We start from the raw sequence: 18453 nt of genomic DNA, 5'->3' as shown, positions 1-18453 counted from the left end.
ATGAAAATCGCGACGCCGAGTTCGAACAGAAGATGGCGGAGGTGCTGTGCGTCTATCGGGAAGTCGAAGTCCTGAAGAAAGCCTCTGCCAAGGGAAAGAAGAAGCGGGGAAAGCCGGTGACGATCGTTTCCTGCGACGAGAAGCCGGGAATCCAGGCCATCGCAACGACGGCGCCGGATTTGCCGCCCAAGCCTGGCGTCCACGCCACCTTTGCGCGCGATCATGAATACAAACGCCATGGCACGCTCAGCCTGTTGGCTGGGATTGATCTGCTCACCGGCAAGGTCCACGCCCTTGTCAAAGATCGCCATCGCAGTCGAGAGTTCGTCGAACTCCTCAGGCTTATCGATGCCGCCTATCCGCCGAACACTGCGATCAAGTTGATCCTCGACAATCATTCCGCGCACATCTCGCGAGAAACCAGAGCCTGGCTCGCCACTCGACCAAGCGGGCGCTTCGAGCTCACCTTCACGCCCAAGCACGGCTCATGGCTCAATCTCATCGAGGGATTCTTCTCCAAGTTCGCCCGTTCAGTCCTCCGCCACATCCGGGTGGCCTCAAAACACGAACTCAAGGAGCGCATCATGGCCGGTATCGACGACGTCAATCGCCATCCGGTCATCCACACGTGGTCCTACAAACTCGTCGACGCCGCCTGATATGATTCGAACCAAGAAAACGCTAATCTAGCGAATACGCGACAAGAAGATCATGTAGAAGATTTCAGGCCCGGCGAATTGATGCACCGCTTGTCCTGCTCCTCGCACCGCACCTTGAGTTCAATCAGCTCGCCCTCCAGCACCGGCCGCTGCGCCGTTCAAGTGCTACTTCAGCGACCTGCCAGTTCAGGTGCTCGCATCGCATCGAGGGTTTCACGTTCGGCCTCCTCGGCATCACAAACCTATTGGCTGTCCCGGCAATGATGACGAGCGCGCAATTCATTCTTTGCTCGACCGTGCTCCACCAGTTCACGCAGCGTGTCGGCCTCCATCGTCTTCTTCCCCCACAACTTACGTAGGTCCTTGAGCGCCTCAGCCAAGTCGGACGCCCCTCCTGGCGGCCACTGCCGAGAGCTGCCGTCCTGAAGGAGCTCTTCTAATGAAACAGGCTTTTCGGATTGCCGGCGTGCTAGCGTCCACCGAGACCGTCTTGCCCCACCTCACAACTCTTCTCCGGCCAGCACTAGCTCTTCTTTGGCAGACCCCGACGCCGCACCTGACGGACGGAAGCATCGATGCGGTCTCCAATGGCTCATCATGAAACGCACTGAGCCTCGTCAGCTTCTCGAAAGCTAACGTTGCTAGGATGAGAGAGTGGTTATCTACAGGCGGAGTTACGAACATGAACGCAGGTGCACCCGATATCGGAGCAACGGGAAGCAATAACGGTGCTAATTTTGACGGAACCGAAGGAGCCGATGACGCCAACTCGCAGGCCGCGCAACAACGCAAAGCTTTCGAAACAACTCTTGGCATGATCGCAATGCGAATGGTCAGCGATGCGCAGGCCGATCTAGACTCTGCCATGGACGACACAGAAGAAGATGTTTGAATCCGCCCCGTCGATTCGAAACAACGAGCGGCAAACGGCACATCCAAACAGCGGTGAGAAGAGAGGAAGGAGAGGAGGATCCGCACCACAATAGTGCCTGATCGTTCTGATCGGTCGCGGCAAGCTTGGCGTGACAGTCCTTAGGGTTCTTGTCGCTCCGGGCCACTCCGGTCATCCGCATCTCGGTAGCCCAAGATGTCTGGTTTACATACCTAACGGACGCGCCTCGCTTCAGGCAATCGCGCATTTACAAACTTGCAAGTCATAAAGTGGCTTATACGGGTGAGAGACCGAACAGGATCTTCCTGTTCTCGCACGCTGCGTAGCGGCTGGGACGTGCCTAACGACTCGGCGCGTCGCTTTTGGCGTAAACCCGATAGATCGCGCATTCCTGCCGCCTGGCGTTCGCTGCCATAGTGCATCCGGCCGCCGAGGCGTGTCCCTCTTGTCAATCAATCGACCTTGCAATGGAACTACCGGTAGAAGCCTGTGCATCGTCGACTTGAGGTTGGACCAGCTCTCGCTGGTTGAGACGCCCCCACTCGTCCAGTCGTGCCTTCGTTGCAGCTGTTACCGGCAGAGATATGACAGCCAGATCATCGATAGCGTGAGAGCGCGGAATACGCATGAGTATCCCGAAGCGAGGCGCTTCCCTGCGCACTCGCGCTGAGGAGCATGGGAGAGCGGGCGACAGCGCCCGCTCCCGTTATTTTGAACTGTGCTCAGATTGGCCTTACCCGGCAGCCTGCTCATTGGCGTCAATGCTCGCCTGGTTGACCTGCCATCCGGACCTATCGACCCACCCTTGACCTTGCTCATATATCGTCTGTGCACCATCCGCCGTCAGCTGATCGAGGGTTCGGCCAGCATTGGACTGCGTCACCTTCAGATTGTTGGCACCGTCCTTCTTGTCACCGAGTCCCTCGACAACCATAGCGTTGTCGCCATTCGTGATGGTGAGCTTGGACGAAATGGTCTTTCCCTTGCCGTAGTCGACCGTATCCACGGTGATCTTCGTGCCATCATCGAGTTGCAGGGTCATGCCTTTCTTGAAATCAAAGTCGTCCTTGCCGTCTCCATTAGCATCCACATGAGGATCGCCATGAATCTTCGAGACATGGCCGGTTTCTTTGTTGCGAACGGTCCAGGTGCCGTCCTTCTCGTCGGCCGTGATTGTATACTTGTCGCCAAGGTGTATCGTTGCCTTGCCGTTATGGACCTCATGCGACCACACCGGATTAGTTTTAGGTGGCGGGCTCTGGTTCACCGTAACTGGGGTCATCGACGCAGGCGGGGGAGGAGGAACGAAAACTGGAGTGTAGTAGTACAATGGAGTAGCGAGCGGCGGAGGAGTGTACTGGGACTGGAAGCCGGCGCCCGGGGCGCGCCCCTCTTCACCAGCATCGATACTCGCCTGGTCCACCTCACGCCCGGCGCCGTCGACCCAACCCTGACCTTGCTCATGGATCGTTTGTGAACCATCGGCTGTCAGCGCATCGAGAGTGAGGCCAGCATTAGACTGCGTCACCTTCAGATTGTTGGCACCATCCTTGTCGTCACCGAGTCCCTCGACAACCATGGCGTTGCTGCCATTCGTGATGGTGAGCTTCGATGAAATGCTCTTGCCGTTGCCGTAGTCGGCCGTATCCACAGTGATCTTCGTACCATCATCGAGTTTCAGGGTCATGCCCTTCTTGAAATCGAAATCGTCCTTCCCATCCCCATCAGCATCGAAGTGAGGATCGCCGTGGACCTTCGTGACATGGCCTGTCTCGTTGTTGCGGACAGTCCAGGTGCCGTTCTTCTCGTCCGCCGTGATTGTATACTTATCGCCAAGGTGGATCGTGGCCTTGCCGTCATGGACCTCATGCGTCCACACCGGATCAATTGAGGACGACGAGCTTTGGTTCTGCGCGACCAGCGCGAACGAGGGAGGCGGCGGCAGGGCGAGAACGGTTGGAGCAACGTAGGCCGGACTGAGTACGGCGGAAGCGACGACGGCCGGACTATTTACCGGCAGGTACTGGTAGGCCCCAAACGGGACGCCGGCAGCGCCGGCGTACTGCCCCATCACCACGTTGAACATTGGAGCGGCGGGCACGCCTTCAGGCACTAGCCCTACCGCCGGATTGAAGCCGCCCACCACGGGAAGATACGCCATTTTCATTCACTCCTATTGCATTGAAGGAAGCGACAGACTGCGAGGACCACCCGCACAATCAACTTGGCACGTTGCGCCGAGGCCATTCAAAAACCAATCCCACGTCATGACCAGCAGCAGGCGCCCTCGCGTTTCTTATTGCGGGTGACAACAGCCTTGATCGGCGGACCACTTCTCTTACCCCTTGCCTTCGGCAATGCGGGCCTCTCACGTCGAGCGTATCCAAGTCGCAGGAAGTTTATCCTGAGTACCTGTCGAAAAGCTGACGATAAGATAATCGCCCACCAGACATCAGCTTTCGGATCATCTGAATGTTGAGAGCATGTGATCGCGACGAATCGCATGGGCGTCGGAACAACGACATCTTGGGACGCGCGGCCGGTGAGCGTCCACGCTCTCTAAAGAACGTCGGCCGAGCGTCTCGCGTGAATGCTCCAGGCGGTCTTTCGGTGCCTTAGAGAACCGACACATTTTCCGTGAGAGAAAAAGTTGGGCCACCACGACTCATTCCGCGGCCTTTCTGAGAACTCGTCAGCTTCTCGAAAGGTAATCCTCTTAGGATGAGAGCGCTGATCTCTAGGCGACGAGTCGTCTATTGATCTTAGTGGAGATGAACACAGGAGAATGCGATGATTGGAGAAATGATCGGAAGCGCGGCTGGTGGATGGCTCGGTGGACCGCCGGGAGCGGCAATTGGTTCCGCTGTCGGTGGAGTACTCGACCAAGCCTTCGAGAAGGTTATTCACAGCTTGGAGCCTGAGAAGGCTGATGCTGACAAGGTCGCCAAGGACAATGGCCCTGCCGCAGGAAGCACCCCCCAGTGTAACCACGGCAAAGGCGAATTGACTCTCTTGAATGGCGCACCAGGCGCGCATGTAATGATTTCATTTCCTGCCGTCGTCACGCCAGCTGGTTAGGCGTGAGGCAGGTCATCAGTGGCAGTAACTTCCAAACAGAAAGGTGAGTCGATATGGTTTATCGCATTGGTGGGTCCCCCGCTGCGACTGAAGTCGCGAGGAATCAGCAAACCGGTGCTACCGGGGCTGGCGATTTCGCGGCGCAGCTCGCCGAGCTCGAGCGTGTTAGCAAAGAAGCTCAGGCCCATAGCATCGTGATGCGCAGAATTACGACCGAGCTCTCGTCCGAAAAGAAGGTTGCCGACGAGCGCGTAAGTTAGCGCTGCAAGAGGGGGCTCACGGCCGCTCATTTCGCGTGCTGGATGCTCCCTACAGCCTGACGAATTCGGAACCAGCCGTACGGCAACGCCGTACGGCTTCTCGTTGCTCAGGAGACGCTCCGTGAACGAACCGGCCTCCGTTCATTTCGAAGTGCTATCAGGGCTCTATTCCGGGGTGACCGGTGAAGCGCCCGTCGGAACGAGCCTTATCGGAAGTGGCCTCGATGCCGATATCGTCTTCGTCGAACAGGGGCTCGAGCCCAATCACTTCCGTCTCACCCCCCTGCACGACTCGATGGAGATCGAGGCTCTAGCAGCCGGAGTCAGCATAGAAGGAAACGGAGATATTGCCGTAGGCAAGCGGGTTGTTATTTCTCTTCCTGCCGTCGTTCATGCGGGCACGATGTCCATTCGCTGCACACAGGATTCGGAGCAAGGATCAATCGGCCTGTCGCGTGTCTCGATAATAGCAGCCGCCTTGGTCTTGCTGAGCTCTGTCGGGATCGCCACTCTTGCAGTCAGCTTCCTCTTTGACGGCAGTGCCGGTGCACTGAGCCCCGATGCGCCCCCTGTCGCCGCACTTCCACCCAAGCTGACGCTCAACGGTCCTGATGATCGCCCCCTCCATGCGGCCGCCGAACAACTGCAAGAGGAGGTCAACAAAGCGGGACTTCTCAATATCAAGATCGGTCCTGGGCCAGGTGTGGTCAGCGCTGAGGGCACCGTGACGCCTGCGTCAGTCAGTAGATGGCAGAAGGTTCAGCAATGGTTCGATCAGCACACGAACGGATCGCTGACACTCGTAAATGGAGTGATCGTGAAGGAGGATAAGCCGCCCTCCTCAATTGCTGTCCAGGCGGTGTGGCGCGGAGCCCACCCCTATCTTCTTATTGGTGGCCAAAAGTACTTCGTGGGCGCGCTGTTGAACGATGGATGGACGGTCGATCGAATCGAGGCGGGACGCGTACTGCTCAGCCGGAATGGACGGCTTGCTGCTCTTCCCTATTAGAGCTCCACCGCCGCAGGAAAGGAGAACGTCATGACCAAGCTGCCCCAGCATCCTGTCGGACTTGGCACCTCTTCGCAAAGGCTCAACACGCACGACCATGAGCCAGCGAACAAGCCGGCCCTCCCTCAAGTCCATAATTTAGAGATCCATGGCACCGATGGCGGTGGCGAGAAGAGGCACGGGTCGGTTTGGCCGGATACCGAGGCGCCGGATCTGCCAATCGAGGCCGCGCTTGAGGTAAACGATATCGATGCCGTCTCGCGCGTCAGTCTCAACGAGAGGCGCGTACGGATAGCTGAGATCGATCCCCGTGCAGCACTCGCTTCACTTTATGGCCGCAATCTCGCAACTGGCCTGCTCTCCTTCGTGACACCACGCCTGCGTGACCCGGACGTGCTGCGAGCAGAGAAGCATGGTGTTCTTCTCGAGCGCTTGGCCGATAGGCTATGCGCCGGACCGGAGGATTCGGCGGCGCGTGAAGGGACCGACGCCCTGCAGCAGGAGCTCCGGCGGCTCATCCTGCTTCGGCAGAACCAGAACAGCTTGATTGGGGGCTAGCATGATCGAACCGGGCGGAGCGCAGTTCGCCAGTCCACCGCCGCCGGCCGATGCTTCCAAAACCGGCGATGTCTTGCCAATCTCAGGGCAGGAGCGTGATTTGGTCTGCGCAATATCCTTCGTCCACCTTGCGTGTGGACAGAGCGCACAAGCTCTCGCTCTGTTGCGGCTCATTGCCCATGATGATTCGCAAGACGTCGACCTGCTTCGCATTCTTACCTATGCTCTCATCTCGGAGGGCTTTGGCAATGAAGCACTTGCCGTGCTGGATAGACTAGACACGCTTGATGACGAGCCCTCTTCCCGTCTGCCTTTGACGCTCCTCCGCAGTCACGCGCTACGACGGGCCGGCCGTATGGACGAGGCGCGGGCAGTCTTCCAAGACTATGTGTCCCTGCGTGGCAGGACAGCCCCAACGGAACAACAATAAGAATCGTCTCCATGGCAAACCTCCTTCGTAAGCTTATCGTGCGCGCGCCATTCCACCCGGATTTCATGGTAGCGTTCATGCTGCTTCTGGCAATCGCAATGATGATCATGCCGATGCCGATCGTCGTGGTCGACATGCTGATCGGCTTCAATCTGGGTTTTGCCGTATTGCTGCTGATGGTTGCACTGTATCTCAGTACGCCACTGGATTTCTCGTCCTTGCCCGGCGTTATCCTGATCTCTACCGTTTTTCGTCTGGCGCTGACCATCGCGACCACGCGGCTGATTCTCGCTGAAGGAGACGCCGGCAGCATCATTCACACCTTCGGTGAGTTCGTGATATCAGGGAACATCGCGGTCGGCATTGTTATATTTTTGATCGTGACCATGGTGCAGTTCATGGTTCTCGCGAAGGGAGCCGAGCGCGTTGCTGAAGTGTCGGCACGATTCACGCTCGACGCTCTGCCGGGCAAGCAGATGGCTATCGACGCGGAGCTACGCAACGGTCATATCGATCAGCACGAGGCACGCAGCCGGCGAGCATCACTGGAGCGAGAGAGCCAACTTCACGGCGCGATGGATGGCGCCATGAAGTTCGTGAAAGGGGATGCCATTGCCGGACTCATAGTCATCTGCATCAACATGCTGGGAGGAATCAGCATCGGACTGCTCTCCAAGGGCATGTCCGTCGATGAGGCGTTGCATCAATATACGCTGCTCACCATCGGCGATGCGTTGATTTCTCAGATTCCGGCGCTCCTGCTGTCGGTTACGGCCGCAACCATCGTCACACGTGTGAATGGGCCTTCCAAGCTCAAGCTTGGTGCCGATATCATCAACCAACTCACGGCCAGTACCCAGGCATTACGGCTAGCGGCCGGCGTCTTACTTCTCATGGGGCTGATACCAGGTTTCCCTTTGCCCCCGTTTCTCATGCTGGCCGCACTTTTTGCCGGGACGAGCTATGTCAAAGGCGGTGTGCAAGGCGCGAACACGGGCTCCGAGACGAGCGCTAACGTTAGTACTCCGACTTCAAATCCAGCGCAGGCTCAACGGCAAACCATACCTGCGGAGGCGCTTCCGGTCGCGGTATTCTTTGCACCTAACCTGGTAAACGCGATTGACAGAGAGGAAGTTGAGCAGCACATCGCTCGCATTTCAGCACTGGTCTCAGCCGATCTTGGCATCACGATTCCCCGCATTCCAGTCCAGGTCGATCAACGTTTGGCCCAATCCGAGTTCAGGTTAGATGTGGAAGGGGTACCGGTTGAACGGGATCGGGTGGATCCGACGCAGCTCGCGCTCACCGACGACCGAGCGAACATTGAATTGAGCGGCATCCCGTATCGGCAAGATCCAGACTCCGACCGGATCTGGATCGAACAGAGCCATGCACCGGCTCTCAAAGCGGCCGGGATCGGGCATCACCGTCCGAGCGAAATCATAGCCCTGCGCGTCAGTTCCGTACTGACGCGATATGCGCAGCGCTTGGTAGGCATTCAAGAAACGCGACAATTGCTCGCCCGGATGGAGCAGGAATATGCCGACCTGGTTAAGGAAGTGCTACGCACGACTCCAGTTCCCCGGATCGCCGATGTCCTGCGTCGCCTGCTCGACGAGGGCATCCCGATTCGTAACACCCGGCTGGTCTTGGAAGCGTTCGCCGAATGGAGCGAACGCGAGCAAAACGCCGTCCTGCTCACCGAATATGTCCGCTCCGGCCTACGACGGCAAATCTGCTATCGCCATGCCAACGCTCACCGTGTTCTGCCCGCCTTTATCGTCGAACGTGAAAGTGAGGATGTGATTCGCAGTGCGGTCCGAGAGACCACCGTCGGGCCGTATCTCGCGCTGGAGGACCGGCATAGCGAGATGTTGCTGTCGCAACTGCGCCAGATTCATTCAGGCATGCCACCAGGTCAGAGCCAGCCCGTCATCCTGAGTTCGCTGGATATCAGGCGCTTCGTCCGCGGCTTTCTCACCCGCAACGGGTTTGATCTTCCTGTTCTGTCTTATCAGGATCTCGCCTCCGATTTCACGGTCCAGCCGGTGGGGTCGCTCAAGCTTACAGGTCCCAAGGAAAAAGCTCCGCCAGGAGAACAACGCAACCTGCATGCCACAAACGGCTAACAGAGTGCAGCAGTCGGTCGTGAGAGGATGGCATGAATTCACCTACAACAACATTCGCTGCTCGATTGTATGCGTTCCATCCGCCCTCGGGCTTTACTCTCCTCGCTTTATTCGCCACTCTTGTGCTTGGTGGTTGCGCCAGTCTGGATCAGCAAGCTATCTCAGTTCAAGAGACGCCGCGGCCAGAGTTGCTGGGCGCCAAGGACATCGATTCTGCTATGCGCGAGCGCATTGCACACGCCCTCCTCCGGGTTTCCGACGAGGAGAGTTTGCGTGAGGCTCTGAAGCAAAAGCCAGACAATGTCGATGCGGCAATCTCGCTTACGCAGGCCCTTCTGGCACAGAAACGCGCGGGCGAAGCACTTGAGGTAGCCGACAAGATCTTGCTTACAGTTCCTGGTGATTTGCGTGCCCTGAACGCAAAAGGGGTGGTCCTCGACGCCGAGGGGCGTCATGATGAGGCACAAGCGCTATATCGCGAGGCTCTCGCAGCGGCCCCAGGCAATCAGATGTTGCGCAACAATCTCGGCCTATCGCTCGCAATTGCTGGGAATGCCGATACTGGAAACGCCAGCCTGCAACCGCTTTCGCACGAGCCGGGTGCGCTGGCCCGTTCGCCATAGCGTGGCCTTCGCGTAGAACGCCGGATCGTACACGCTTAACGCCTGCGCGTCAGCTCGTCGTCAGCTAGGCTGACTATCAAGTTCGCAGTGCCTGACGAGTCTGAACTCAGTGGGAAAATACTTCACCGATAGGAAACCCAATCACCATGTATGGCCGAATCAATAGCTCACCCGGTGCTTCCGACACTGATGAAATGAGACAATCCGCCACCAACCACACGCAATCTGATGCAGACAGCCAACGCTTTGCGGACATGTTTGCTGGGATGCACATAGCGGCGACGAGCGCTAGCTCGTCTTCGGGAGCAACACCCTCGTACTCCCTCGTTCGGCGACCTCCTGTGGTGGAGATCACAAGGTCTTCATTCGAGGAGAACGTGAGGGACTTTTATAGCGATGAAATCGAGCATATCGCCGCGAAACCACAGCAATACTCGCTTCCCGTATCCTCGAAAGCCGAACGCACGGCACAAGTTGCTTATGACCACGGCAGGAAATCTGGTTCGGAAAACGCACGCTATTTCAGCTATCAGCTAGGCAACAAGAGTGTTGGACTTCTGCGAACGGAAGGCGGAGCTAGCATGAGTTATGTGTTCAAAGAGGAACAGGCACGCGCGCGCTGGCGGGAACAGTTTCCCGGACGGACCGAACTCACATCCACTGTGGATTTTCGGGTTACTCATCCCCTGGTCGAGAACGCAGGCGATATTCTGTTGGAACATCAGCTTCGGCTCGACGGCGAACGGCCTTTGCTCCTCTCTCATGCTGTCAACGACGACGCGAAAGCCCGCGCAGCGGCGTTGGGTTTTGTTGAGGTGAGTGACTCGATGATGGTGCTTGACCCTACCCGGCATTCCGACAAGTGGACGAAGAATGATGACGGCGAATGGCAGCGGAAAAACAAGCCTCAATTGTATCTTTCTAAAGCTGAACCCAGTGAAGGTAGTGAAACCAGGGGGGCCCAGCGTGCCCCAGATACCATACCGGATTGGGACGACGATGACTTTATGTAGACTGGTCCGAAGAAGATCGATCATGCGAAGCGAGACCGGATTTGCAGTGGGTTACCCTTCTTTGGTATCCGTCGCCATGCAGCACTTCAGGATGCTGAAGAAATTTCATCGCCTACACGGGCCTCACGCGCGGTAAGCGCTGGTTGTGCTGGTTGGACAAAAGAGCGCGCCGGCTATTCTCATCGAGAGCCGGCAAATCGAGGCTATGGTCCAGCTTGCGAAATCGTCTCGGGACAGCTCACCACAGGTTCGGTGAGTGCCCGCTCGCTGATGCGCCCAAGAGGGTGTCAAAAGAATGTGTAAGCAGGTTTCTGTGAGTTTACCTTACCGAGGAGACTCACATGAGGACCGAGACGACGATTACACCCTGAACTATTGGATCGGTGGGACCGCTGGTGACGCGGGTCGGCGTCACCATGGGGCGACGAGATTTCAGGTCGGCCTGCACCGGTCACGACGTCGCTCTCGGGTTTGCGCTCCCGGTCCTTATGCGAGCGCTTGTTGAACTTGTGCTCGCCGATATAGGTCGTGCGGGTCAGGATGCTGTGGATTTGAGCCAAACCCCAGCGCCCGCCATCGCGGGTGAAGGTTCGGCGTTCATTGAGATAGCAGGTAATGGACTTCACGCCCATCGGGCCGGATACGCCGTCCCCCTCCAGAAACAGACGATAGATCATTCGCACCGTGTCGGCGTGCAGTCGGTCGATCTCCAGTTTCTTCTTGGTCTTGGCGCCACGCTGCTCGGCCGCGACGATGCGATAGCCGATTGGCGGTAGGGCGCCATTCCAGAAGCCCCGCCGTGCATTCTCGCTCATCGCGCGCAGCACGTGCTTGGCGTTCTCCTTGGATTGATATTCATCGAACAGCGCCATGATCTGGCGCATCATGACGTGCATCAGGTCATCGCCCATCTCCTGCGTGATGGAGACGAGCTTGACGTCGTTCTTCGCCAGCTTGCGGACATAGAACTTAAGCTAGAAATGGTCGCGGAAGAAACGGCTGAACGAATGAACCACGACGATATCGAAGGGTGCGGGTTTGCATGTGCCTCGATCATGCGCTGAAACTCAGGGCGGCGGTCGTTGGTCGCGGAGGCTCCCGGCTCCACATAGGTCTCGACGATCGCATAGCCGCGCGCCGAGCAATAAGCCTCACCTTGCCGCTTTTGATCAGGAATGGAGACATCATGCTCGGCCTCCCGCGCCGTCGAGACGCGCAGATAGAGGGCGCCGCGCGCCCCTTTCGAACATTGGGGCACGGTCATGGCGGGCGTCTCCTTGTCAGATCATCGGCATGGCCCGAACAGGTCCTCGAAGAGCTCGGCGAACCACGCCTCGAATACGTCACCTCGGCGTCCGTGACCGCGACGCGGTCGGGCCAATCGACTGTGACGGTCCAGTCAGCAAGATCATGCTTTGGCGGCCTGCCGGCACGCGGCCACGGCTCGATGCTGGCATAGTCGAAAAGATCATCCGGCAGGATGCCGGGACGCGACGGTCTTTGCTGGGTTTGGCGCGCGCTCGCGACATCCCGCCAGGATCGCGCGATCTGTCGAAAGCAAGAAGTAGCCTACTTTTACGCCACGATACCTAAGCTGCGCGATAAGCCGCGCAGCGTGAAAATACTTGCGTGGTGCGGGACCAGAGCTATTCATCGCGATTCATCGTCGACTACGCGGCGCGTTTCAGCGGACGAGCGCGTTCGATCCGCTGACGCTCCTTGGGGCTGTTCATCGCTTCCCAGAGATCGCTGCGCCGCTGCACGTTGAGCCAGAAGTCCGGGCTGTTGCCGAACACGCGGGCGAGGATCAGCGCGGTCGCCGCCGTCACGTTCCTGCGGTTGTTGCACAACTCGTTGACGTGCTTGCGCTGAACGCCCATCGCCTCGGCAAGCGCGCCCTGGGTCAAGCCCATCGGCTCCATGAACTCCTCTGTCAGTATCTCGGCGACCGTGGCCGGCTTGCGCTTCGTCGTCAGCATGGTTTGCCTCGCTCTCATCGGTAGCTGTGATCATCGAGATAGACGCCCGCCGCTTCGCCTCGCTTGCCGTCCCAGCGGAAGATCAACCGCCATTGCTGGTTGACGCGGATCGAATGGAACCCCGCCAGATTGCCGCGCAGCTTCTCGAAGTGATTGCTGGGCGGCACGCGTAAGTCCTGATCGGTCGTCGCATCGTCGATCATCTGAAGCTTGCGGAATAACCGGGCTTCAAGATCGGGCGGGACGTTCCGCGAGCGGACATCATCCACAAAGAAGGCGCGTAGCCATTCATCCCGAAAGCCAACGATCATTCCAAGGCCAACATAGAGCCTATGTACCACCCTATGGGTCATATTACAAGCCGCAACCTACCACTGCAAACCCCTTCCACCTCGGGCATTGGAGCGCTCGCGCCCTCAATTAGCCTTACTTGCTTGGAGAGCCCAAGCCCGGGGCGGCGACGGCTGGTCCAGGCCGTCAGCCGCGCGAAGAGGAGGCGCGACAGCGGCAGCCTTGAAGAGTCGTCGCTGATCCGGCCCACTCGCGCCAAGCACGCAAGGCTTTCCGCTGCTTCACAAGCCCAACCCGTGTTTGCGTCCGAAGCTCCACTCGATGCCGCCGCTGTCGCGCATCACACCGCTGATGCTGGCCGATGCGCTTGTCGAGCACAGGCTGCTGCCAGGGGACGAACTGGAAGCCGAGGCCGTCGTCGATCATGGCAAAGCGCCCGCTGGCGAGCGTGGCGATGCCCGCAAGCTTGCCGGCGACGAACTCACCCGGCTTGCTCGGTGTGTACTGACGCGATCATCGGAGGAGCCGCCGCTGGCCTTCATCAAAAGTGGCATCGGCTCGAACGTTCGCCGCGAGCAGTGTTCGAGCGCGTCCAGTTCTGCGTCATGACGTGAGCTTTCGAGGCATTCGATGTCCGGCGAGGATCTTCGCCGGACCAACGTCGTGGGGGCCGTTCAGCATGTGCTGCTACGTCAAGACAGCCGGCTCGTCATGCGCTTAACGCCAAATGCGTTCTTCGCGGACCATTACCGGACTGGATATGTTCCATCCAAACAATAGATTTTACCAATTTTGCCGCAATCCCCATAGTCAGACGCTGGCTAACTCAAGCATCAATCAGGAAAATGCGTGTGAAATGACATGTTGGTTTCAACACAGTTGCTGGATGATAGGCAAGCGCGACCGGATGATTGCCCAGCTGCGTCCTGGTGTGCGCCGTACTGGATTGGGACTGACGAGGTGCTCATGAGGTCTGCGAAAGCTGGACTGGAGGCTCTTCAATGGTCGGTAGACCCGCGGAGGCAGAGCTTTCCCGTAGTTCTTCGAGGCTGGTCTCGTTTGACAGCATCGGCACGGGCACCCGATCGTGCATTCTCAGTCGGTAGGTGACTCATGAGTTCGGACAGCAAGCATCAATCGCTAGAGCAGGAACTAGCCGCCGACGATCCGTGGAGGCTCGACGGTAATCCATTCGAACGCGAGCGTCACTCGCAAATGCTCCGGCTATCGCTTTCGCAAGGCGTGATTTCGCACGCCCTCGAGGTCGGGTGCGCGGCCGGCGCATTTACGGAAATACTAGCACCTCATTGCAAACGGCTCACAGTCATCGACGTTATGCCGCAAGCGATTCGTCGAGCTAGCCTGCGGACGAAACGGTGGTCGCACATAACCTGGATGGCTTCGGACGTTCAGCAGTTTTCGACCGCCGAGCGGTTTGATTTGATCGTACTGGCCGAAGTCCTCTACTACCTTGGAGGCGTCGCCGAGATGCGTGCGACTATCCGCAAGTTGGTGCAGATGCTGGCGCCAGATGGCCAGCTGGTTTTTGGCTCAGCCCGAGATACCAACTGCAGGCGTTGGGGCCATGCCGCTGGAGCTGAGACTTGCATGCGCATGTTGAAGGAATCGTTGGTCGAAGTCGAGCGAGTGAGTTGCCAAGGTCAGTCGGCTAACGAAGATTGCTTGATCTCCTGCTTTCGGAAGCCGAATTGATGCCGGCTCAAGAGGGTGTCAGAAAGAATGTGTAAGCAGGCTTCTGTGAGTTTACCTTACCGAGGAGACTCACATGATGACCGAGACGACGTTTACACCTGAACTACTGGATCAACTGCTTGCTAACTATGAGAAGCCAGAAGACCTCACAGGTACGGACGGGCTTTTCAAGCAGCTGAAGAAGGCGCTGATTGAGCGGGCGCTTGGCGCGGAGCTGAGCGATCATCTTGGCTAAGAGAAGGGGGACCCGGCCGGCCGCGGCAGCGGCAATAGCCGCAACGGGACCAGCGCGAAGACGATCCTGACCGAGGACGGCGAGATCGACATGGCTTTGCCACGCGACCGGGCCGGCAGGTTCGAGCCGCTATTGATCGCCAAGGGCCAGACCCGTTCGATCGACGACAAACTCCTGAGCCTCTACGCGCGCGTTAGCTTGCGCAAGATCATCACGACCCGCGGCAGTTTCCCAACGACGACGACGCGTTGAAGCTGCTTTATCTCGCACAAGAACGCCGGATTGAGGTGGCGGCGAGGTGTCGAGTGGACTGCCGCCATGGGCCAGTTCGCCATTCACTTCGGCTCGCGTTTTCCGGGATCAGCGCGATGACCACAATGTCCGCCTTATCCGGCGGCCCGAGTTTGGCCGATCAGCAAGCTCTGAAAAAGGCGGGCCTGCGGCCCCCGCCTGCGACGGCTGCGGCTTTGACAGAGCTTGCTGCCCGGCCACTGTTAGCCACCATAGGATCAAATGATAATGTCCGGCTAATGCCAGAAACGACTGCAATCCAGCTACAGAGGCCTCTTACACAATATCTGAACATTCCCTGCGCGCCCTTGTTCCTGCTTCCTTAAGCCCTTGAACGAGCTGCTCTCCGCCCATCATTCTCGACCCCTGGTTACTTCGGAGCGGCGGTGCGCGATCAGATATCAACCAGCTCCGTCTCAAGCTCAGACCGCCACGAGGCGTGGCTGATCTATGCACGAATCCCTAAGACGATCCGCCCTGTAGATTCCTGCCACCCTTCTTACCGACACCCGCGTAAAGAACATATGTATCCTCAATCGTGTAGTCAGCGCCCGCGAGGCAGCCACGCGCTAGCTCATTGACCGTATGCCGGATTGATCTTGTGTCACGGTACTCAGTGTTGAGGCACGCTGCGATGAGTATACTCTCTGCTTTGAGAGGCGCTACCCTGCTCAGGCGCGCCTCATTGATGCAGTGCAACGGCATCGGCAGACCTCCTCGCCAGTCCAGAGGACTCGAACCCGTTTCCCCGTTCTTGCAAGTTGAAACTATGACAGGAGCGCATCTTATGCGGCGCGATCTGCTGTTCTCAGGCGGTCGACTACTGCGGGTCCTACTCGATCGTATCTCCTGATGCTGCGGGTCGAGTTTGTGTGCGCCACCCAACCACTTCTTGGTGCGGTTCGACATGCTTCTCATTTTTCGCTCGAAAGCGATCTGGTTCACCTTCCACAATAGACGTTGCGATTTGCACCGACCGAGCCCGCCGCTTCAGATGAAGCAAAAGCAGTACGCCGCCAAAAAGGCTCGTCATTATAACGGCCGTCATCAAAAGGCACGCCACACAGCACAATGCGGTTATATCCAAGGCCGATCGCAACCAGAACGGCACCCAATCCAGACGTGCCGTGTCCTCCGTAGGGCCAGACATGCTCGCTATAACCCGCTGCTCTTCTCGATGCGTGATAAGGCTAATCGTTCACCGCCTATTGACGGATCGGCACCCTAAGGATGCGAGCTGACGCCAAGCTGACGAGTTTCCACACGGCAACGATATCGTCTGGCGGGAGTCCCAGCCCTTGTCGATCAGCCGAAGGGATCTGAAAACTCCCCGAACAAACATCAACAAGCATCTTAGATGTAATGAAGAGAGTTGTTCGTCTATCGCAGTTGTCGTTCCTACCGGAATAGATGCGGCGGCGCCCCCTGTTGGGGCCCTCAAATCGTTGTAGGAATACGGGTCTCATGATAGCCCCCCAATCTGTGCAAGCAACATTGCCGTTTCAGATGGATCAAGCCCGACGACGCCTACGAAACTAGCCGGTGGCATTGGAATGTCCCGACGAGTCGGCTTCCAGAGATGCAGGCAATACCGGCTGTTATTCACGTATTGCGAATGAGGAGGATGCAGCTGCATCACGCACTCCTCTTCATCCCAAAACAGGTCTTTGACGAAGCACATCTCTTCCCAGTTCGGACAACGTCGCGGCGTAGAGACGGAGACATGCTCCCAACCTGGGCGAACAAGTCCGACTATCCTGAGCTTGCAGCCACAAGGCCCCTGAACAAAAAAGAGGCCGCTAGGACCTGACTCCGGCGCGCTGGCGAATTGGCCATATCGTACGCGGCCAGCCTCGAGCTTTTCTAGAGCTTGTGCTCTCACGTCGCCTCCTTTGCCTCGCTTGATTTTCGAACAAACTGCTGAGCAAACCGTAGTGTATCTCTCTTCTTCCGCTTCCAATGCTGGCAAGCACATGCAACCGGGCGGCTTGCTTCTCCTTGAACCGGTAAAGACCTCCATCGAGAGGCCGGTACAAACTTTCGCCATCTCCTTCACCTTTACTGAGAAGAACGCGTACGTTTCCTCACGGATATGGTCACAATGGTGCTTTTCAGCTTGCGAGTTTGGTTCAGAGCACCAGATCTTCTTTTTTACCTCACCACATCAACGCACCGCCGGAAACAGCTGCTCTTCCAGTTCAGTCACGGCCGGCCGACGGAATGAGCTCCCTTGAATGCCGGGATCATAAGGCGACCGTTTCCGAGCTTGATCCCGCCGTCGAAGGCGCAGCGGTGCCCGTCGAACCTGGTGAACGGTCTCGGCAAGTGGCCGGACGAGCCAGGCTTCTCCCAAGCCTCAGTCGCAATCGCTCGTGATGTTCTTCGAGCCGACGAGCTCGCTGCTTACACTTACCAAGCGCTAAACAGCTGGTGAAGGGATCCAGCGAGCGGCCGCGCCAACGCACAGTCGGGTCGGCTGTAACATGTAACGGCAGTTGACGGCCACCCCTTGCGCTTCCGCAGGATGCTCACCTCAGACGCTTTATCGACGACAGACCAATGTTCAAATTGCCCTTTGATACAGTTCTGAATGCCACTCGTGATGAGATCGCAGTGCGCATCATTGAAACGCTGCGCAAGCTTGGCTTGGCTTGGCGCTGCGCTCAATCGCGCCGTCTTCCAACATACTCAAGGACTGCTGCAACGATACTGAATTGGGAGCGATCGAAGCAGCCCTTGACTGAGGATAAGCGGTCCACTGAACAAGAATGTGCAGGCAGAGCATCGCGAAATGGCGTCCCAGCGAGCAGTAAGATCAGCAATTGAGGGCAAGACATTTCGCTATCCGTGAATGACGTCTGGATGAGGCGCGGAAAGCGGAGCTGCGAGCAGCAGCTGAGCCCCTCCTCGGCTCTACGACCAAGTGTCCAGGCAATTAGCGGTATTGATCCACGAACAGCGCGATCTGGTTTGCATCACGCGCGGGTGTTTTTCATCGATCTAGGCCCAGACTGGTTTCATCGCTTGCTCCTCCCCTAGCGCGCCGGATTAATGTCGTTGAAGCCGCAGATCGCAGGCGGCAGCGACATTCGGCTTGGCCGTTGGCGGTCATGAGGAGGCACACCTCAATTGATCGTCCGGCGAAGCGCCATGCAAGAGTCGCGCAACGCATCGATGGTGGAGCGTTCAAATCCCAGAGAGTTGCCAATGAGGCAAAAAGTAGCTCAGAGCAGCTGACTAGGGTCTGTTGGGATTCATCGCGAGTTTATCACGGCAGCGGCGAGGTGGATCAT

General features: G+C 57.9%; 16 protein-coding genes and 3 pseudogenes. 12 read left to right on the top strand and 7 right to left on the bottom strand.

Translation table 11 applies throughout. The annotated features are described in order from the left end of the window. Nucleotides 1–659: IS630 family transposase (locus CQ13_RS36475; RefSeq protein ID WP_156434123.1), on the top strand; the 659-nt coding region annotated here is incomplete at its 5' end. A gap of 242 nt (nucleotides 660–901) precedes the next feature. Here the strand turns inward: CQ13_RS36475 and CQ13_RS43920 are convergent. After that, a complete protein-coding gene (locus CQ13_RS43920) occupies nucleotides 902–1039 on the bottom strand; it encodes a helix-turn-helix domain-containing protein (protein WP_156434122.1) in 138 nt (45 codons plus the stop codon). A 302-nt stretch (nucleotides 1040–1341) separates the two neighbouring features. Between CQ13_RS43920 and CQ13_RS36470 the strand changes: the two genes are divergently transcribed. Continuing rightward, nucleotides 1342–1551 (top strand): hypothetical protein, encoded by a 210-nt coding sequence (locus CQ13_RS36470; protein WP_057847598.1) that lies wholly within the window; start codon nucleotides 1342–1344, stop codon nucleotides 1549–1551. Between the two features lie 733 nt (nucleotides 1552–2284). Here the strand turns inward: CQ13_RS36470 and CQ13_RS36465 are convergent. Next, complete coding sequence (locus CQ13_RS36465) at nucleotides 2285–3712, bottom strand: DUF1521 domain-containing protein (RefSeq protein ID WP_057847597.1); 1428 nt, start codon at nucleotides 3710–3712, stop codon at nucleotides 2285–2287. Nucleotides 3713–4341: 629 nt separating this feature from the next. On the opposite strand from CQ13_RS36465, the gene CQ13_RS42160 reads away from it, so the two are divergent. From CQ13_RS42160 to CQ13_RS36430, 7 genes are all read left to right on the top strand, one after another. Further along, nucleotides 4342–4629 carry a hypothetical protein gene (locus CQ13_RS42160; RefSeq protein ID WP_082637868.1) on the top strand — a complete coding sequence of 96 codons (288 nt, stop codon included), beginning with the start codon at nucleotides 4342–4344 and terminating at the stop codon, nucleotides 4627–4629. Between the two features lie 381 nt (nucleotides 4630–5010). After that, on the top strand, nucleotides 5011–5898 hold the full coding sequence (locus CQ13_RS36455) for a SctD/MshK family protein (protein WP_057847595.1): 888 nt from the start codon (nucleotides 5011–5013) through the stop codon (nucleotides 5896–5898). Nucleotides 5899–5928: 30 nt separating this feature from the next. Next, complete coding sequence (locus tag CQ13_RS36450; protein ID WP_057847594.1) at nucleotides 5929–6456, top strand: hypothetical protein; 528 nt, start codon at nucleotides 5929–5931, stop codon at nucleotides 6454–6456. A gap of 1 nt (nucleotide 6457) precedes the next feature. Continuing rightward, nucleotides 6458–6886 carry a hypothetical protein gene (locus CQ13_RS36445; RefSeq protein ID WP_057847593.1) on the top strand — a complete coding sequence of 143 codons (429 nt, stop codon included), beginning with the start codon at nucleotides 6458–6460 and terminating at the stop codon, nucleotides 6884–6886. Nucleotides 6887–6897: 11 nt separating this feature from the next. Next, nucleotides 6898–9015: a type III secretion system export apparatus subunit SctV gene (gene sctV / locus CQ13_RS36440; RefSeq protein ID WP_057847592.1), complete on the top strand. Its 2118-nt coding sequence runs from the start codon at nucleotides 6898–6900 to the stop codon at nucleotides 9013–9015. A 32-nt stretch (nucleotides 9016–9047) separates the two neighbouring features. Further along, entirely contained in the window at nucleotides 9048–9638 is a 591-nt protein-coding gene (locus tag CQ13_RS36435) for a tetratricopeptide repeat protein (protein WP_057847591.1), read from the top strand. A 146-nt stretch (nucleotides 9639–9784) separates the two neighbouring features. Continuing rightward, nucleotides 9785–10651: a hypothetical protein gene (locus CQ13_RS36430; protein ID WP_057847590.1), complete on the top strand. Its 867-nt coding sequence runs from the start codon at nucleotides 9785–9787 to the stop codon at nucleotides 10649–10651. Nucleotides 10652–11033: 382 nt separating this feature from the next. On the opposite strand, the pseudogene CQ13_RS47460 reads toward CQ13_RS36430, so the two are convergent. From CQ13_RS47460 to CQ13_RS42150, 4 genes and pseudogenes are all read right to left on the bottom strand, one after another. Continuing rightward, a pseudogene (locus CQ13_RS47460) lies at nucleotides 11034–11915 on the bottom strand (recombinase family protein); the annotation flags it as partial. A 406-nt stretch (nucleotides 11916–12321) separates the two neighbouring features. After that, nucleotides 12322–12630, bottom strand: coding sequence for a HigA family addiction module antitoxin (locus tag CQ13_RS36420; protein WP_057847589.1), 309 nt, complete (start codon nucleotides 12628–12630; stop codon nucleotides 12322–12324). Between the two features lie 14 nt (nucleotides 12631–12644). Continuing rightward, a complete protein-coding gene (locus CQ13_RS36415; protein WP_057847588.1) occupies nucleotides 12645–12941 on the bottom strand; it encodes a type II toxin-antitoxin system RelE/ParE family toxin in 297 nt (98 codons plus the stop codon). 261 nt (nucleotides 12942–13202) lie between these two features. Continuing rightward, nucleotides 13203–13425 (bottom strand): annotated as a pseudogene (locus CQ13_RS42150) (DUF3363 domain-containing protein); the annotation flags it as partial. Nucleotides 13426–14034: 609 nt separating this feature from the next. Here CQ13_RS42150 and nodS point away from each other — a divergent pair. The 3 genes and pseudogenes from nodS to CQ13_RS42145 form a co-directional block, all read left to right on the top strand. Continuing rightward, complete coding sequence (gene nodS, locus CQ13_RS36405) at nucleotides 14035–14634, top strand: nodulation methyltransferase NodS (RefSeq protein ID WP_057847586.1); 600 nt, start codon at nucleotides 14035–14037, stop codon at nucleotides 14632–14634. A gap of 73 nt (nucleotides 14635–14707) precedes the next feature. Further along, a complete protein-coding gene (locus tag CQ13_RS47455) occupies nucleotides 14708–14869 on the top strand; it encodes a hypothetical protein (protein ID WP_156434121.1) in 162 nt (53 codons plus the stop codon). Nucleotides 14870–14887: 18 nt separating this feature from the next. Next, nucleotides 14888–15121 (top strand): annotated as a pseudogene (locus CQ13_RS42145) (transposase); the annotation flags it as partial. A 1501-nt stretch (nucleotides 15122–16622) separates the two neighbouring features. Here the strand turns inward: CQ13_RS42145 and CQ13_RS47450 are convergent. Beyond that, on the bottom strand, nucleotides 16623–17135 hold the full coding sequence (locus tag CQ13_RS47450; protein WP_430649735.1) for a DUF7694 domain-containing protein: 513 nt from the start codon (nucleotides 17133–17135) through the stop codon (nucleotides 16623–16625). Nucleotides 17136–18453: the final 1318 nt, after the last annotated feature.

It is taken from the genome of Bradyrhizobium retamae, assembly GCF_001440415.1.
Lineage (GTDB): Bacteria > Pseudomonadota > Alphaproteobacteria > Rhizobiales > Xanthobacteraceae > Bradyrhizobium > Bradyrhizobium retamae.
This window is presented reverse-complemented; position numbering and strand designations above follow the sequence as displayed.

Excerpts from the sequence above, each read along its gene's own strand:
- CQ13_RS36450 (WP_057847594.1), top strand. The coding sequence starts at position 5,929 with ATGACCAAGCTGCCCCAGCATCCTGTCGGACTTGGCACCTCTTCGCAA.
- nodS (WP_057847586.1), top strand. The coding sequence starts at position 14,035 with ATGAGTTCGGACAGCAAGCATCAATCGCTAGAGCAGGAACTAGCCGCC.
- sctV (WP_057847592.1), top strand. The coding sequence starts at position 6,898 with ATGGCAAACCTCCTTCGTAAGCTTATCGTGCGCGCGCCATTCCACCCG.
- CQ13_RS36470 (WP_057847598.1), top strand. The coding sequence starts at position 1,342 with ATGAACGCAGGTGCACCCGATATCGGAGCAACGGGAAGCAATAACGGT.
- CQ13_RS47455 (WP_156434121.1), top strand. The coding sequence starts at position 14,708 with ATGATGACCGAGACGACGTTTACACCTGAACTACTGGATCAACTGCTT.
- CQ13_RS47450 (WP_430649735.1), bottom strand. The coding sequence starts at position 17,135 with ATGTGCTTGCCAGCATTGGAAGCGGAAGAAGAGAGATACACTACGGTT.
- CQ13_RS42160 (WP_082637868.1), top strand. The coding sequence starts at position 4,342 with ATGATTGGAGAAATGATCGGAAGCGCGGCTGGTGGATGGCTCGGTGGA.
- CQ13_RS36420 (WP_057847589.1), bottom strand. The coding sequence starts at position 12,630 with ATGCTGACGACGAAGCGCAAGCCGGCCACGGTCGCCGAGATACTGACA.
- CQ13_RS36445 (WP_057847593.1), top strand. The coding sequence starts at position 6,458 with ATGATCGAACCGGGCGGAGCGCAGTTCGCCAGTCCACCGCCGCCGGCC.
- CQ13_RS36435 (WP_057847591.1), top strand. The coding sequence starts at position 9,048 with ATGAATTCACCTACAACAACATTCGCTGCTCGATTGTATGCGTTCCAT.
- CQ13_RS36430 (WP_057847590.1), top strand. The coding sequence starts at position 9,785 with ATGTATGGCCGAATCAATAGCTCACCCGGTGCTTCCGACACTGATGAA.
- CQ13_RS36415 (WP_057847588.1), bottom strand. The coding sequence starts at position 12,941 with ATGATCGTTGGCTTTCGGGATGAATGGCTACGCGCCTTCTTTGTGGAT.
- CQ13_RS36465 (WP_057847597.1), bottom strand. The coding sequence starts at position 3,712 with ATGGCGTATCTTCCCGTGGTGGGCGGCTTCAATCCGGCGGTAGGGCTA.